The sequence below is a fragment of the Serratia sp. PL7 genome, assembly GCF_945957435.1.
Window position 1 is genome coordinate 145,609 of sequence record NZ_CAMFLB010000003.1, and the last position, 14,498, is coordinate 160,106.

Annotated in this window: 12 protein-coding genes; 4 read left to right on the forward strand and 8 right to left on the reverse strand. The window is 61.2% G+C overall.

Features of this window, described 5'->3' with window-relative positions:
• Positions 1-157: 157 nt before the first annotated feature.
• Positions 158-2,431, reverse strand: a complete 2,274-nt coding sequence (gene parC, locus N6G83_RS18780; RefSeq protein WP_025304301.1) for a DNA topoisomerase IV subunit A — start codon at positions 2,429-2,431, stop codon at positions 158-160.
• 325 nt (positions 2,432-2,756) lie between these two features.
• Between parC and N6G83_RS18785 the strand changes: the two genes are divergently transcribed.
• Positions 2,757-3,338 (forward strand): NAD(P)H-dependent oxidoreductase, encoded by a 582-nt coding sequence (locus N6G83_RS18785; protein ID WP_049204421.1) that lies wholly within the window; start codon positions 2,757-2,759, stop codon positions 3,336-3,338.
• Between the two features lie 33 nt (positions 3,339-3,371).
• Complete coding sequence (locus N6G83_RS18790; protein ID WP_025304303.1) at positions 3,372-3,680, forward strand: putative quinol monooxygenase; 309 nt, start codon at positions 3,372-3,374, stop codon at positions 3,678-3,680.
• A gap of 8 nt (positions 3,681-3,688) precedes the next feature.
• Here N6G83_RS18790 and N6G83_RS18795 read toward each other — a convergent pair whose 3' ends face one another.
• From N6G83_RS18795 to nudF, 6 genes are all read right to left on the reverse strand, one after another.
• Complete coding sequence (locus tag N6G83_RS18795) at positions 3,689-4,585, reverse strand: LysR substrate-binding domain-containing protein (RefSeq protein WP_025304304.1); 897 nt, start codon at positions 4,583-4,585, stop codon at positions 3,689-3,691.
• Positions 4,586-4,666: 81 nt separating this feature from the next.
• Positions 4,667-6,562, reverse strand: a complete 1,896-nt coding sequence (parE, locus tag N6G83_RS18800; protein ID WP_025304305.1) for a DNA topoisomerase IV subunit B — start codon at positions 6,560-6,562, stop codon at positions 4,667-4,669.
• A gap of 46 nt (positions 6,563-6,608) precedes the next feature.
• Entirely contained in the window at positions 6,609-7,193 is a 585-nt protein-coding gene (gene yqiA / locus N6G83_RS18805; protein ID WP_025304306.1) for an esterase YqiA, read from the reverse strand.
• Complete coding sequence (gene cpdA / locus N6G83_RS18810) at positions 7,193-8,020, reverse strand: 3',5'-cyclic-AMP phosphodiesterase (RefSeq protein ID WP_060434581.1); 828 nt, start codon at positions 8,018-8,020, stop codon at positions 7,193-7,195. Before cpdA ends, yqiA begins: the two co-directional genes overlap by 1 nt.
• Positions 8,021-8,047: 27 nt before the next feature.
• On the reverse strand, positions 8,048-8,473 hold the full coding sequence (locus tag N6G83_RS18815) for a DUF1249 family protein (protein ID WP_004937244.1): 426 nt from the start codon (positions 8,471-8,473) through the stop codon (positions 8,048-8,050).
• Entirely contained in the window at positions 8,473-9,105 is a 633-nt protein-coding gene (gene nudF / locus N6G83_RS18820) for an ADP-ribose diphosphatase (protein ID WP_043142088.1), read from the reverse strand. The genes N6G83_RS18815 and nudF overlap by 1 nt, the downstream gene beginning before the upstream one ends.
• Before the next feature lie 347 nt (positions 9,106-9,452).
• On the opposite strand from nudF, the gene hasF reads away from it, so the two are divergent.
• Positions 9,453-10,970 carry a multidrug efflux transporter outer membrane subunit HasF gene (hasF, locus tag N6G83_RS18825; protein WP_025304309.1) on the forward strand — a complete coding sequence of 506 codons (1,518 nt, stop codon included), beginning with the start codon at positions 9,453-9,455 and terminating at the stop codon, positions 10,968-10,970.
• A gap of 150 nt (positions 10,971-11,120) precedes the next feature.
• Positions 11,121-13,070, forward strand: coding sequence for a dihydroxyacetone kinase operon transcriptional regulator DhaR (dhaR, locus tag N6G83_RS18830; protein WP_260515676.1), 1,950 nt, complete (start codon positions 11,121-11,123; stop codon positions 13,068-13,070).
• Here dhaR and dhaM read toward each other — a convergent pair.
• Complete coding sequence (gene dhaM, locus N6G83_RS18835) at positions 13,067-14,497, reverse strand: dihydroxyacetone kinase phosphoryl donor subunit DhaM (RefSeq protein ID WP_260515678.1); 1,431 nt, start codon at positions 14,495-14,497, stop codon at positions 13,067-13,069. The genes dhaR and dhaM overlap by 4 nt on opposite strands.
• Position 14,498: the final 1 nt, after the last annotated feature.

Genomic DNA, 14,498 nt, shown 5'->3' on the forward strand with positions numbered 1-14,498 from the left:
CATGTCGCCCGCATTTCTCGCTATTTTCCTGCCAGGCGGCAGTACGCACAATAATTTTATGCGCAGAAATGTTAACTATTTGGAAAATAAACGCCAGCAAAAATAAATAAGGCGGCCACAGCATGCTGCGACCGCCCGTTAACGCTAGCGCCAACGCTTACTCTTCGCTGTCGCCACCCGACGCCCGCACCGGCGCATCCACTTCGACGCGATCGATGCGCTGCAGGCCACGCGGCAGCTGGGTCCCCTTGCGGCCGCGCTCCGCGCGGAACTTCTGCAGATCTTCCGGGCGCAGCGTCAGCTTGCGTTTGCCAACGTGCAACGTGACGGACGCCTGCGGCGGCAGCACGAACAGCCAGGCCAGCTTGTCTTCACCGGCTGCGGCCTGCGCCGCCGGAATGGAGACGATCTTGTTGCCCTTGCCCTTCGACAGCTGCGGCAGATCGGCGACCGGGAACATCAGCATGCGCCCGGCGGCGGTGATCGACAGCAGCATATCGTCTGCGCCGTGAATTTCCATCGGCGGCAGCGCTCTGGCGTTGTCCGGCAGCGTGATCATCACCTTGCCGGCGCGGTTGCGCGCCACCAGATCGTTGAAGGTACAGACGAAGCCGTAACCGGCGTCGGACGCCATCAGCAGCTTCTGATCGTCGGCCGCCATCAGCACCTGCTCAATGGTGGCGCCCGGCGGCGGTGTCAGCTTGCCGGTCAACGGCTCGCCCTGCCCGCGTGCCGACGGCAGCGTCATCGGATCGAGCGCATAGCTGCGCCCGGTAGAATCGATGAACACCACCGGCTGGTTGCTCTTGCCGCGTGCCGCACCACGGAAACTGTCGCCGGCCTTGTAGCTCAACCCGGCAGGATCGATATCGTGGCCCTTGGCGCTGCGCACCCAGCCCATTTCCGACAGCACAATGGTCACCGGCTCGGACGGCACGAAGTCATGCTCGCTCATCGCCTTGGCTTCCGCACGCTCGGTCAGCGGTGAACGGCGATCGTCGCCATAGGTTTGCGCATCGGCCTGGATCTCTTTCTTGATCAGCGTATTCAGCTTGCGCTCGGACGCCAGCAGCGCCTGCAGCTGATCGCGCTCTTTCGCCAACTCATCCTGCTCACCGCGGATCTTGACCTCTTCCAGTTTGGCCAGGTGACGCAGTTTCAGCTCGAGGATCGCTTCCGCCTGGGTATCGGAGATGCCGAAACGCTGCATCAGCACCGGCTTCGGCTCATCCTCGCTGCGGATGATGTGGATCACCTCGTCGATGTTGAGGAACGCCACCAGCAAACCTTCGAGGATATGCAGACGTTTGAGCACTTTCTCGAGGCGGTAGTTCAGGCGGCGGCGCACCGTATCGCGACGGTAGGCCAGCCATTCGGTGAGGATCTCCACCAGCCCTTTCACCTGCGGGCGGTTGTCCAGACCGATCATGTTCATGTTGATGCGGTAGCTGCGTTCCAGATCGGTGGTAGCGAACAGGTGATTCATCACCTGCTCCAGATCGATGCGGTTGGAACGCGGCACGATCACCAGACGCGTCGGGTTTTCGTGGTCGGATTCATCGCGCAGATCCTCGACCATCGGCAGCTTCTTGGCGCGCATCTGGCTGGCGATCTGCTCCAGCACCTTGGCGCCGGAAACCTGATGCGGCAAGGCGGTGATCACCGCGCTGCCATCCTCTTTCTTCCACACGGCTCGCATGCGCACCGAGCCGCGGCCACTCTGGTAAATTTTGCGAATCTCATCGCGCGGAGTGATGATCTCGGCTTCGGTCGGGAAGTCCGGCCCCTGCACGAACTCGAGCAGATCATCGAGCGAGGCGCCCGGTTTGTCGAGCAGCGCCACCGCCGCGGCGGCGACTTCACGTACGTTGTGCGGCGGAATGTCGGTCGCCATGCCGACCGCGATGCCGGTGGTGCCGTTCAGCAGGATGTTTGGCAGACGCGCCGGCAGCATCTTCGGCTCTTGCAGCGTGCCGTCAAAGTTCGGGATCCAGTCGACCGTGCCCTGGCCCAGTTCGGCCAGCAAGACTTCGGCGTATTTGGACAGGCGCGATTCGGTATAGCGCATCGCCGCGAACGACTTGGGATCGTCCGGCGCGCCCCAGTTCCCCTGGCCGTCCACCAGCGGATAGCGATACGAGAACGGCTGCGCCATCAGCACCATGGCTTCATAACACGCGCTGTCGCCGTGCGGGTGGTATTTACCCAGCACGTCGCCCACGGTACGGGCGGATTTCTTGAATTTGGCGCTGTTGTTCAGCCCCAGCTCAGACATGGCGTAGATGATACGGCGTTGTACCGGCTTCAAACCGTCGCCAATGTACGGCAACGCCCGATCCATGATGACGTACATGGAATAGTTCAGATAGGCGTTTTCAGTGAATGTGTGCAGCGGTAAACGCTCTACACCGTCATGAGTCAGATCACTCATTACTCAATTATCCTCAGACCGTGGCTTGGCAATCCCTTGGACGACAAAAGGCATCGCTTGTCGATTCTGCCCGCGATAGTAACCCATCTGCGGGGTAGCTGTCACAGTTGGCGCAAGGATCGCCGGCGACGGCCAATTCCGCGATGCGGTTTATGCAAAATTTCGCTACCTGGCGGCTTCTTTATTGACTGGCAGTCAACACTGTTGTGCGCCGGATCGCATTTTTACTTGCCTGACTAACGATTACACTCGTCACCAGCGAAATGGTTTCCGCCTTTTCGGCGGGAAGCATGCCATATCTTAACTCTGACGGGAGCCGCGAAAGATGAGCAATATCCTGATTATCAACGCTAAAAAACAATTCGGCCATTCCAACGGCGAACTCAACCAAACCCTGAGCGACGTGGCGGAAAGCTTCCTGCGCGATCTGCAGCACGATGTGCAGGTCACCGTGGTCGACGACGGCTATGACATCGAAGCCGAAGTACAGAAATACCTGTGGGCTGACGCGGTCATCTATCAGATGCCGGGCTGGTGGATGGGCGAACCCTGGATCCTGAAAAAATACATCGATGAAGTGTTCACCGCCGGCCACGGCAGCCTGTATGCCAACGACGGCCGCTCTCGTTCCGACGAAAGCAAAAAATATGGCTCCGGCGGCCTGATCCAGGGCAAAAAATACCTGCTGAGCCTGACCTGGAACGCCCCGCTGGAGGCCTTCACCGATCCCGATCAGTTCTTCCACGGCGTCGGCGTCGACGGCGTTTACCTGCACTTCCACAAGGCCAACCAGTTCCTGGGGATGGAAGCGCTGCCGACCTTCATCTGCAACAATGTGATCAAAGAGCCGAATATCGCGGACGACATCACGCGTTATCGCGAGCATCTGGCGAAAATTTTTGCTTAACTGACGCAGAACATTCTCATCAACGAGGTAAGCATGATCACCGTAATCGCAGAAATCAAAGTGAAACCCGGCCACCGCGCCACCGTACTGCAAGCCATTGAAAAACTAGTGCCGCTGGTGCTGGCGGAAGACGGCTGCGGCGAATACACGCCGATGGTCGACAGCAATACCCAGGCGCCGTGGCAGAAGCGGTCGCCGGATTCGGTGTTCATGCTGGAGAAATGGGAAAGCATGGCGCATCTGGAAAAACATCTGGCCATTGAACACATGCTCAAACACCGCGACACCCTCAAAGACAGCGTGCTGGACACCGAGATCTACATCCTGGAAAACGCCCTGTAAGCCCCGCCTTATAACGTCTGCGCGTCGATGTGCGCGCTGACGTAGTCAAGAAAACAGGTGATGCGCGCCGCCAATTGCGTATTGCGGTAATACACTGCATTAATCGGCTGGCGCACGTCCAGCGTCTCCTGCTCCAGCAACGTCACCAACTTGCCCGCTTCCCGATCGCGTCGGGTCATAAAGTCTGCCAGCTGTACGATCCCCTCGCCCCGCAGCGCCAATTGCCGCAGCGTTTCACCGCTGGACGCCGAGATCGTTGGCGTGATGGTGAAATGCGGCGCCTGGCGATAGCGCAACGGCCACTGGTTCAGTGATTCCGGCTGGGTAAAACCGAGCAGACAATGCCGATGCAACGCCTCCACACTCTGCGGCGTGCCGTGCTGCTGCAGATAAGCCGGGCTGGCGAGGATGCGCAGCCGGCTGGCGCCCAGCGCGCGCGCATGAATGGTCGAATCGCGCAACGCACCGATGCGAATAGCGATATCCGTGCGTTTTTCCAGCAGATCGATAACCAGGTTGTCGGTGTTCAGCTCGAGCGAAATTTGCGGATAACGTTCCCTGAACCCCGCTACCAGCGGCACGATGACGTGCTCCATAAAAGGCGCAGCCGCATTTATCCGCAACCGCCCGGCCGGCATCTGCCGACGCACCGCCATTTGTTCTTCGGCATTTTCCACCGAGTTGATGATCGTACGCGCATGGCTCAGGAAGCTTTCCCCCTCTTCGGTCAGCTCCAGGCGACGCGTAGTGCGGCGCATCAGGGTGGTATCGAGTTTGTTCTCCAGGCGGCTGAGCGCGCGGCTGATGCCGGATGTCGTCTGGCCGAGCCGATCGGCAGCGGAGGTGATGGAACCGCTGTCGACCACCGAGGTGAACGCCAGCAATTCTTCGAGCGTGATCTTCATGCATTTCGGCCCAGGTTATCGGGCGCCGCATGAACGCCCTGCGGGAAAGCAGGCCCGGCGTTCACCGGGCCAGGGTCAGGCTCAGACCGCCAATTCGGCCATGTCGCCCTTGTCTTGCAGCCAGTTACGGCGATCTTCCGAACGCTTCTTGGCCAACAGCATGTCCATCACCGCCAGCGTCTGATCGACATCATCTTCCGCTACCGTCAGTTGCACCAGCCGGCGGGTATTCGGATCGAGGGTGGTTTCGCGCAGCTGCAGCGGGTTCATCTCACCCAGCCCTTTAAAGCGCTGGACGTTCGGCTTGCCCTTCTTGCGCTTCAGCTGTTCCAGCACGCCGGCCTTCTCTTCTTCATCCAGCGCGTAGAACACTTCTTTACCGAGATCGATGCGGTACAGCGGCGGCATGGCGACATAAACGTGGCCGCCTTTCACCAGCGAACGGAAGTGGCGCACGAACAGCGCGCACAGCAGCGTGGCGATGTGCAGGCCGTCGGAGTCCGCATCCGCCAGGATGCAGATTTTGCCGTAGCGCAGTTGGCTGAGATCTTCGCTGTCCGGATCGATGCCGATCGCCACGGAAATGTCGTGCACTTCCTGCGAGGCCAGCACTTCGTCCGAGGACACTTCCCAGGTATTCAGGATCTTGCCCTTCAGCGGCATGATCGCCTGATATTCGCGATCGCGCGCCTGCTTGGCCGATCCGCCCGCCGAGTCCCCTTCCACCAGGAACAGTTCGGTCATGGCCAGATCCTGCGAGGTGCAGTCCGCCAGCTTGCCCGGCAGCGCCGGCCCGCTGGTGAGCTTCTTGCGCACCACTTTCTTGGCCGCGCGCAGGCGGCGCTGGGCGCTGGAGATCGCCAGCTCGGCCAGCTGTTCCGCCGCCTGAACGTTCTGGTTTAGCCACAGGCTGAAGGCGTCTTTCACCACGCCGGAAACGAAGGCCGCGCACTGACGCGAAGAGAGACGTTCTTTGGTCTGCCCGGCGAACTGCGGATCCTGCATTTTCACCGACAACACGTAGGCGCAGCGATCCCAGATATCCTCCGCCGACAGCTTCACGCCGCGCGGCAAGATGTTGCGGAATTCGCAGAACTCGCGCATCGCGTCCAGCAGCCCCTGACGCAGGCCGTTGACGTGGGTGCCGCCCTGCATGGTCGGGATCAGGTTGACGTAGCTTTCGGTCAGCAGCTCGCCGCCTTCCGGCAGCCACAGCAGCGCCCAGTCCACCGCTTCGGTGTCGCCGGCGAAATTGCCAACGAACGGCGCTTCCGGCAGGGTGATCAGGCCGTTAACCGCTTCCATCAGGTAATCGGTCAGGCCGTCCTGGTAGCACCAGCGCTGCTCGGTGTTGTTCACCTTGTCGATGAAATAGATCTCAACGCCGGGGCACAGCACCGCTTTGGCTTTCAGCAGGTGAGTGAGGCGCGATACCGAGAAACGCGGGCTGTCGAAGAACTGTTCGTCCGGCCAGAAGTGCACGCTGGTGCCGGTGTTGCGTTTGCCGCAGGTGCCAGTCACCGTCAGGTCTTGCACTTTGTCGCCGTTTTCGAAGGCGATGCCGTAGACGTTGCCGTCGCGGCGCACGTTGACTTCCACCCGCTTCGACAGGGCGTTGACCACCGAGATCCCAACGCCGTGCAGGCCGCCGGAGAACTGGTAGTTTTTATTCGAGAATTTACCGCCGGCGTGCAGCCGGCACAGGATCAACTCAACCGCCGGCACGCCCTCTTCCGGGTGGATGTCCACCGGCATGCCGCGGCCGTCGTCGATCACTTCCAGCGACTGATCGGCGTGCAGGATCACGTCGATACGCTTGGCGTGACCGGCCAACGCTTCGTCGACGCTGTTATCGATCACCTCTTGGCCGAGGTGGTTTGGGCGCGTCGTGTCGGTATACATGCCGGGACGACGGCGCACTGGTTCTAGACCGCTGAGTACTTCAATGGCATCAGCGTTATAGCTGGATTGAGTCATCGTTGATTATTTTTTCGTGGTTAAAGGGAGGTGCCGGAACGGTCCGTCAGACCGCGTTTAGCCCTAAAAAATCCACAATCTGGGGGAAGTAGTGCTCGAAACCGACGAAGGCGTGGTTTCCACCCGACTCCACCGTTTGCCGACACGCGGTGTAATACGCCACTGCCTGGCCGTAATCGAGAATTTCATCGCCCGTTTGCTGCAGCAGCCAGATTAAATCCGGCGACTCCAAGGGATCGATCTGCATCACTTTCAGATCGTAAACGTGCCGAGACTCTAACACATATTGCTGGCCGGTGTAGGGGTTCTCGTTGGCGCCGAGATAGTCCACCAGCAGCTCAAACGGCTTGACCGCCGGGTTGACCACCACCGCCGGCAGGGAAAAACACTGCGACAGCCAGGTGGCATAATAGCCGCCCAGCGATGAGCCGACCAGCCCGAGCGTTTGCCCGGCGCGCTCCAGCACCATATTTTCCAGCATCTCGGCGGCCTCCGCCGGAAAGGCCGGCAGCTGCGGCACCAGCATCTCGATGTCGGGATGGTGTTCGGCCAGCCAGGCCTTGAAGGCCACCGCCTTGGCCGACTGCGGCGAACTATTGAAACCGTGCAGGTAGAGCAGCGTCGAAGGCATCAGTATCCATCCGAGTCCATGTCGGGGCGGAAATCGTCGTTTTCCAGGCGGAACACCTGCGTCTCGACGCGGCCGTCCGGCAACAGATCGAGGTAACGCCAGCCGGGGGAGACGTCGTCGATGGTAAAGTTAGTGCAGTGCGGCTTGAATTGCACGCAGGTGGACGGCGTCGCCAACAGGCGCCGGCCCTGCCATTCCAGATCCAGATCCTGATGAATGTGCCCGCACACTACGGTATTCACTTTCGGATAACGCAGCAGGATCGCGCCCAGCATATGCGGGTTGCGCAGGCTGTGCTGATCGAGCCAGGTGCAACCGGACGGCAGCGGATGATGGTGCAGCAGCAACAGCGTATAGCGCTCGGGGTGAGCCTGCAGGCAGCGCTCCATCCACTCGAGCTGATACTCGCTCAATTCGCCGTGCGGCACGCCGAACACCTGGCTGTCCAGCATCAGCACCTGCCAGTCGTCGCCCAGCAACACCTGTTTGGAAGGGGCAATGCCGGCGGCGGCCAACGCGTCGACCATCGCCGGTTGGAAATCGTGGTTACCCGGCAGCCACACGCAGGGGGCCGGCAATTGCGCGATGCCGGCGGCGAAGTGGCGGTACGCCTCTTGCGAGTGATCCTGCGCCAAATCTCCCGTGGCGACGATCAAATCAACGTCGCGGCGCTGCGCCTGGATGGCGTCCAGCACCGCGTGATAGCTGCGATAGGTATTGATGCCGAGCAACGTCTCGTGTTCGCCGGCAAAAAGGTGGGTATCTGTTATTTGTAGAATCCTGACCGCGGCCCCACTCGCCACGGGCAGTTTAAACAGGCTTTCCAAATGGTGTCCTTTGTTATTTCAGTCTGTCTAACAAACCGGAACCGCCATCGCTCCATGCGCCAAACAGTAGCGCAGCCAATCAGCAAGAAACTGGTTAATTTGATGCTTTTCGTCGCGTTGATGCAACTTTTTATTAGGATAATCATAACGCGCTTTAAAGCGGTAGATCTGCTGACTGGAACACACTTCCGCAACCATGGCGTCATGGTACAACCGCACCGTCATCGCGGGCAGGCTCCAGTAGCTGACCGCCGGAAAGATCTGCTCGATCTCCACCAGCGACGTGTAACGCGTGGACTCAACGATGGTCAAACGATAGCCGGCGCCGTTCACCTGATAAGTCACCGTTTCGCCCGCTTCATCGTTGCGCGGCAGCAAGCGGCGCAATTGCGCGAAGTTGGTTTCGCACAATCTCATCATTTCGGGGAAATCAGGGGTATAGCGCTGTTTCATTAGTTGGCCCACTCTTTTCTCAACGATTCATGGTGCAACGCCAGCCATTGCAATGCAATCACTGATGCGGCGTTATCGATCGCGCCCTCCTCTACCCAGCGGTAAGCCTGCTCGCGGCTGACCACGTGGACGCGGATATCTTCATGCTCTTCCGCCAGACCGTGGATGCCCTCGGCGGTGCGGGCGTCCACTTCGCCGACCATGATCGACAAACGTTCGCTGGTACCGCCGGGGCTGGCCAGGTAGCTCAGCACCGGCTTACAGCGCCCGACCACCACGCCGGCCTCTTCCTGCGCTTCGCGGCGGCACACGTCTTCGACGCTTTCGCCGGTTTCGATCATACCCGCCACCATTTCCAGCAGCCAGGGCGAATTACGGGTATCGACCGCGGCGATGCGCAGTTGTTCAATCAGCACCACTTCATCGCGCACCGGATCATAGGGCAGCAGCACCGCCGCATGGCCGCGCTCGAAAATTTCACGCGTGATTTCAGGGCTCATTTCGCCATTGAACAACCGATGGCGAAACCGGTATAAATTGAGTGAAAAAAAACCACGGTACAGCGTCTCGCGTGCAATAATTTCTACATCTTTTTTATCGAAAGTAACGGGCGACGGCTGCGAACGGTTCATGCGCGAATTCTCCTGCTTGAGTATGCCGATAAAATAAACGGTTTTGATGACAGAAACAGCGGGACTCTCCGCCGCGGCTTTATGTTAGGCTGTTTCTCGCCGCCGGATGCGGCACGTTTGTGCGCTCGCAGGTAATAGCGGGAAACAATCCGGATTGTCAGCCATAATATCAGCTGCAGTCGACCGGGGCAGTACGCCAAGGTAAATGGGCGGTCTGAAAGGTAAAAGTTACGTGATATGGCACATTCAGCCACCTGATGCGTACCGCAGACTCTGCTAGAATCGGCAACTATTTCGTCTATCGTCAGCGCTAACATAGCAATATTGCTGCACAACAAGGAATGCAAATGAAGAAACTGCTCCCCCTTCTTATCGGACTGAGCCTGGGCGGCTTCAGTGCAATGAGCCAGGCAGAGAACCTGCTGCAGGTCTACAAACAGGCCAGGGAAAGTAACCCGGATCTGCGCAAAAGTGCTGCTGACCGCGACGCCGCATTCGAAAAGATCAATGAAGCGCGCAGCCCGCTGTTGCCGCAGCTCGGTTTAACCGCAGGTTACGATTACACCAACGGTTATCGTGACAGCAATGGCGTTAACAGCAACGTGACCAGCGGTTCGCTGGCATTGACGCAAACCCTCTTCGACATGTCGAAATGGCGCCAGCTGACGCTGCAGGAAAAGACCGCCGGCATCTCCGACGTCACCTTCCAGACCGCAGAGCAGTCGCTGATTCTCAACACCGCCACCGCTTACTTCAACGTGCTGAAAGCGATCGACACGCTGTCCTATACCCAGGCGCAGAAAGACGCGGTCTACCGCACGCTGGATCAAACCACCCAACGCTTCAACGTGGGCCTGGTGGCGATCACCGATGTGCAGAACGCCCGTTCGAACTATGATACCGTGCTGGCGGCCGAAGTCTCCGCCCGCAACGATCTGGATAACGCGCTGGAAACGCTGCGCCAGGTGACCGGGGCCTTCTACCCAGAGCTGGCCTCGTTGAATACCGATCGCTTCAGTACCCAGCGCCCGGAAGCGGTGAACAACCTGCTGAAAGAAGCGGAAGCGCGCAACCTGAGCCTGCTGTCCGCCCGTCTGAGCCAGGATCTGGCGCGTGAGCAAATCCGCGCAGCCCAAACTGGCTATATGCCGACGATTGACGTCAGCGCGTCGACCGGCATCAGCAATACCAAATACAACGGCTCCAACACCGGCGGCGCGAATGCCGCACGCTACAGCGACTCCGATGCGGGCCAAAATAAGGTCGGCATCAGCTTCAACCTGCCGCTATACAGCGGCGGCGCGACCAACTCGCAGGTCAAACAAGCGCAGTACGGCTTCGTCGGCGCCAGTGAGCAGTTGGAAAGCTCCCACCGCAGCGTGGTGCAGACCGTGCGTTCGTCGTTCAACAACGTTAACGCCTCGATCAGCAGCATCAACGCCTACAAACAGGCGGTGATCTCCGCGCAGAGCTCCCTGGACGCGATGGAAGCCGGTTATCAGGTCGGTACCCGCACCATCGTCGATGTGCTGGACGCCACCACCACCCTGTATAACGCCAAACGTCAACTGTCCGACGCGCGTTATACCTATCTGATCAACCAGCTGAACATCAAGTCGGCGCTCGGCACGCTGAACCAGAACGATCTGCTGCTGCTGAATGGCGCGTTGGGCAAACCGGTGTCGACCGCGCCTGACGCCGTCGCACCGCAAAACCGCGCGCAGGACGCCTATGCGGACGGTTATCAGGACAATGCGCCGATGCAACAAACCGCGGCGCCGGCACCGGCGGCCACTCGCGTATCCGCGCCGGCCGTTACCACCAGCCAACCGGCTCGCAACAGCGGCAACCCATTCCGTAACTGATGCGCGCACGTTGATAAACACGGGGTCCGGCCTGCGCCGCGCCCCGTTTTTTTTGCCCCGATTTCCCCACTTCTGCCCACCGCCTCACAGCCGCCGCTACACCAGGTGGTATCATCTTCACTCTCGTTTTCGCAGTCTGGATGAGGTTCGATGGACAACGATTCACGCTGGCAGCGGCTGATTAACGACGGTGAACTGCCGCCGCCGCTGCGCCCGACACAAGCCGTTTACGCCTCCTGGCTGCGCTGCCGCAGCCTGATGCAGCCAGACGTTTGGCAGGCACCGCACCGCGCTCAGGGCGCCACCTTCGAATCGATTTGCCGCCGCAAGAACGATCTGCTGACGCTTGGCCAGGCGGCGCTGGAAGACGCCTGCGAATACATGGAGCCGCGACGTTGTCTGTTGCTGATCCTCGACGAAAGCGGCTGCACGCTGTGGCATTGCGGCGACGCCCAAACCTGGGAGCATTTGCAGCAACTGGGATTCGCCCCCGGCGCTTACTGGGCCGAGGGACAGATCGGCACCAATGCTCCGGCGCTGGCGGCGGCGGAAGGCCACCCGGTACGGGTGAGCGGTGAAGAGCATGTGCGCCGGGCGCTGCACGGCTGGTCGTTCTGCGCCACGCCGGTCTACGACAACAGCGGCCGCCAGCGCGGCTCGATCGCCCTGGGTTGCCTGCTGGCCGATTGCGCCGCCGGCGATCTGTCGCTGACGCTGGCCATCGCCCGCGAAATCGGTAACTCGCTGAACGCCGACGGCCTGCTGGCGGAATCCAACCGCCATCTGAATCAGCTTTACGGCCTGCTGGACGGCGTGGACGACGGCGTCATGGCCTGGGATCACCGCGGCTACCTGCAATACATCAACCAGCGCGCCGCCGGCCTGCTGAAGCTGGACGAACAGCAGAGCCAGGGCAAGCCGCTGACGCAGCTGTTGACGCTGCCCGCGCTGCTCAAGCGCGCCATCGCCGATCGCCAACCGCTGCAACACGTCGAAGTCACCTTCGAAAGTCAGCGACAATTTATCGCCGCCTTGCTGACGCTCAAGCCGATTTTCGACGGCGATCGCTGCAGTTTCATCGCCCTGCTGCACCCGCTCGAACGGCTGCGCCAGTATGTCAGCAGCCAGCTGGGGCGCGTCAGCCACAGCTTCGAACAGATGCCCTCCACTTCGCTGGAAATGCGGCGACTGATCCGTTACGGGCAGCAGGCGGCCAAAGGCCAGCATCCGATCCTGTTGCGCGGGGAAGAAGGCGTTGGCAAAGAGCTGCTCAGCCAGGCTATCCACAACGCCGGCGAACGCGCCGCCGGGCCGTATATCGCCCTCAACTGCCAGCTGCTGACGCAGGCGCAGGGGCTGCGTGAGCTGCTGGGCAACGACGCCAGCGAAGAAGAGGCGGGCCAGCTCAGTAAATTCGAATTGGCCAACGGCGGCACGCTGTACCTCGAACAGATCGAATACCTGCCGGCGGAGATGCAGTCGGCGCTACTGCAGGTGTTGAAAACCGGCGTGGTGATCCGCCTCAATTCCAGCCGGGTGATCCCGGTCGATGTGCGTGTGATCGCCGGCAGCGCCGCCGATCTGCCGCTGCTGGTGCAGCAAAACCGTTTCCGCCGCCAGCTATTTTACAGCCTGCAGGCGTTCGAAATCCTGATCCCGCCTCTGCGCCAGCGGCTGAGCGATATTCCGCTGCTGGTCAAACACCATTTGCGCACGCTGGAGCTGCATTTTCAGTGTCGCTTCCGGGTCGATGACGAGGTGATGGCCCAGTTGGCGCTTTATCTGTGGCCGGGCAACGATTTGGAACTGAAAGGGGTGGTGGAGCGCGCGGCAATGATTTGCCACGGCCACCACATCCAGTTGGCGGATCTGCCGGCGCACCTGCTCGGCCAGCCGTCGCTGCTGGAAAGCGATCCGCAGCCCGGCGCACCGCTGTTGACGCTGATGGACATGGAACGCCAGGCGATCCTGCGCGCGGCGACCGTCAGCCGTGGCCAGGTGACGGAGATGGCGCAGCTGCTGGGCATCGGCCGCACCACGCTGTGGCGGAAGATCAAACAGCACGGGATCGACATCCGCCAGTTCAAGCTGCGTGCCTAGTGGCTGAGCTGCAATACCCCGCGCGCGGCGTCCAGCATCGCCTTCTGCCCGCTGCGGGTTTTGCTCAGGCAATCCTGCATGCCGACCACCATCGGAATGCCCATCGCCTTCGCCAGAATGGCGCTGTGCGACAGGGCATTGCCGCCGCTCAGGCAGATGCCGAGCACCAGCCGCCTGTCGAGCATCACCACCTCCGAGGGCATCAACTCGTCCATCACCAATATTGACGGTTCTGCGAGCGCCATGGCCGGTAACGGCAGCCCCTGCAGATGGCACAGCGTGCGGCGCAGCATGTCGCGCACGTCCAATTCGCGCGCCCGCATGTAGTCGTCATCCAGCTCACGGTACTCTTCGGCGATCGCCCCCAGCACCTGCCGCCAGGCCTGCTCGGCGCAGCACAGCTGCTGCGCGATGCGGGTGTAAGCCGCCTGCTGCAGATCCGGATCGTCCAGCAGCATGCTGTGGGCGCCGAAGATCGCCGCCTGCGGCTTGCCGATCAGCGTGCCGGTGCGTTCCGCCAGCCGGTTCAGATCGCTCAGCGTGTGCTGTAACGCCTCCCGCAGGCGTTGCTGTTCGCCCAGCACCTCGTCCGCGCCGATACGCCGATCGGCGGTTGGCGGCCAGAAGCTGTGGGCCTGGAACACGGGTCCGCTGGTGACGCTTTCCGCCACCGGGATACCGTGCAGCGAAGGCTGCTGCCGCTCGGAGACCGTCTCGCCGAAATGTTGTTCCGCCAGCGCTTTGAACGCCGCCAGCGCCTCGTCCGCCTGCGCACCGTCGGCAATCAGGCGAACGGTGTCGCCGTGACGCACCTGCAGCAGCGCCAGCTGATTGAGGCTGCGCGGATCGACGCACTGCCCCTGCTTCTCCAGCACCAGCTCGGCCTTGAACGGCGCCAGCGTCTCGACCAGCCGCGCCGCCGGGCGCGCATGCAGCCCGTGCGGGTTCTGCACCGTCCAGGTTACGCTTTTGCCCTGCGCCAGCGGCAAGGCCACGCTTTTCGCCGTCGGTGAAGCCTCACCCAGCTGTGCCTGCTTGGCCTGCAGCGCCCCCTGCGCCTCCGCCACCACCTGTTCCAGCGAAGCACCGGAGTTGGCGGCCACCACCGCCGCCAGGGTGCCTTCAACCAGCGGCGCCGCGCACAGCCGCACTTTGGCGGCCAGGTCCGGGTCCAGCAGATCGAGCGCGGTTTCGGCACTGAGCAGCGCGCTGCCCAGATCCATCAGCACCAGAACGCCGTCGCCGCCGGCGACCGCTTCGATCGCCTCCATCACTTTGACCGCGTCGGTACCGATCGGGTGCTGCTCGTCATCCACGCCCGCCGCCAGCGCCAGTTTGCAGCCGTCACCGCGCATCATCTGCCGCGCCAACTGCTCAACGCCGCGCGCCAGCAACGCGCTGTGCGAAACCACCACGATATTAATCATC

Coding starts and splice junctions, on each gene's coding strand:
- parC (WP_025304301.1), bottom strand. CDS start 2,431: ATGAGTGATCTGACTCATGACGGTGTAGAGCGTTTACCGCTGCACACA.
- N6G83_RS18785 (WP_049204421.1), top strand. CDS start 2,757: ATGAGCAATATCCTGATTATCAACGCTAAAAAACAATTCGGCCATTCC.
- N6G83_RS18790 (WP_025304303.1), top strand. CDS start 3,372: ATGATCACCGTAATCGCAGAAATCAAAGTGAAACCCGGCCACCGCGCC.
- N6G83_RS18795 (WP_025304304.1), bottom strand. CDS start 4,585: ATGAAGATCACGCTCGAAGAATTGCTGGCGTTCACCTCGGTGGTCGAC.
- parE (WP_025304305.1), bottom strand. CDS start 6,562: ATGACTCAATCCAGCTATAACGCTGATGCCATTGAAGTACTCAGCGGT.
- yqiA (WP_025304306.1), bottom strand. CDS start 7,193: ATGCCTTCGACGCTGCTCTACCTGCACGGTTTCAATAGTTCGCCGCAG.
- N6G83_RS18815 (WP_004937244.1), bottom strand. CDS start 8,473: ATGAAACAGCGCTATACCCCTGATTTCCCCGAAATGATGAGATTGTGC.
- nudF (WP_043142088.1), bottom strand. CDS start 9,105: ATGAACCGTTCGCAGCCGTCGCCCGTTACTTTCGATAAAAAAGATGTA.
- hasF (WP_025304309.1), top strand. CDS start 9,453: ATGAAGAAACTGCTCCCCCTTCTTATCGGACTGAGCCTGGGCGGCTTC.
- dhaR (WP_260515676.1), top strand. CDS start 11,121: ATGGACAACGATTCACGCTGGCAGCGGCTGATTAACGACGGTGAACTG.
- dhaM (WP_260515678.1), bottom strand. CDS start 14,497: ATGATTAATATCGTGGTGGTTTCGCACAGCGCGTTGCTGGCGCGCGGC.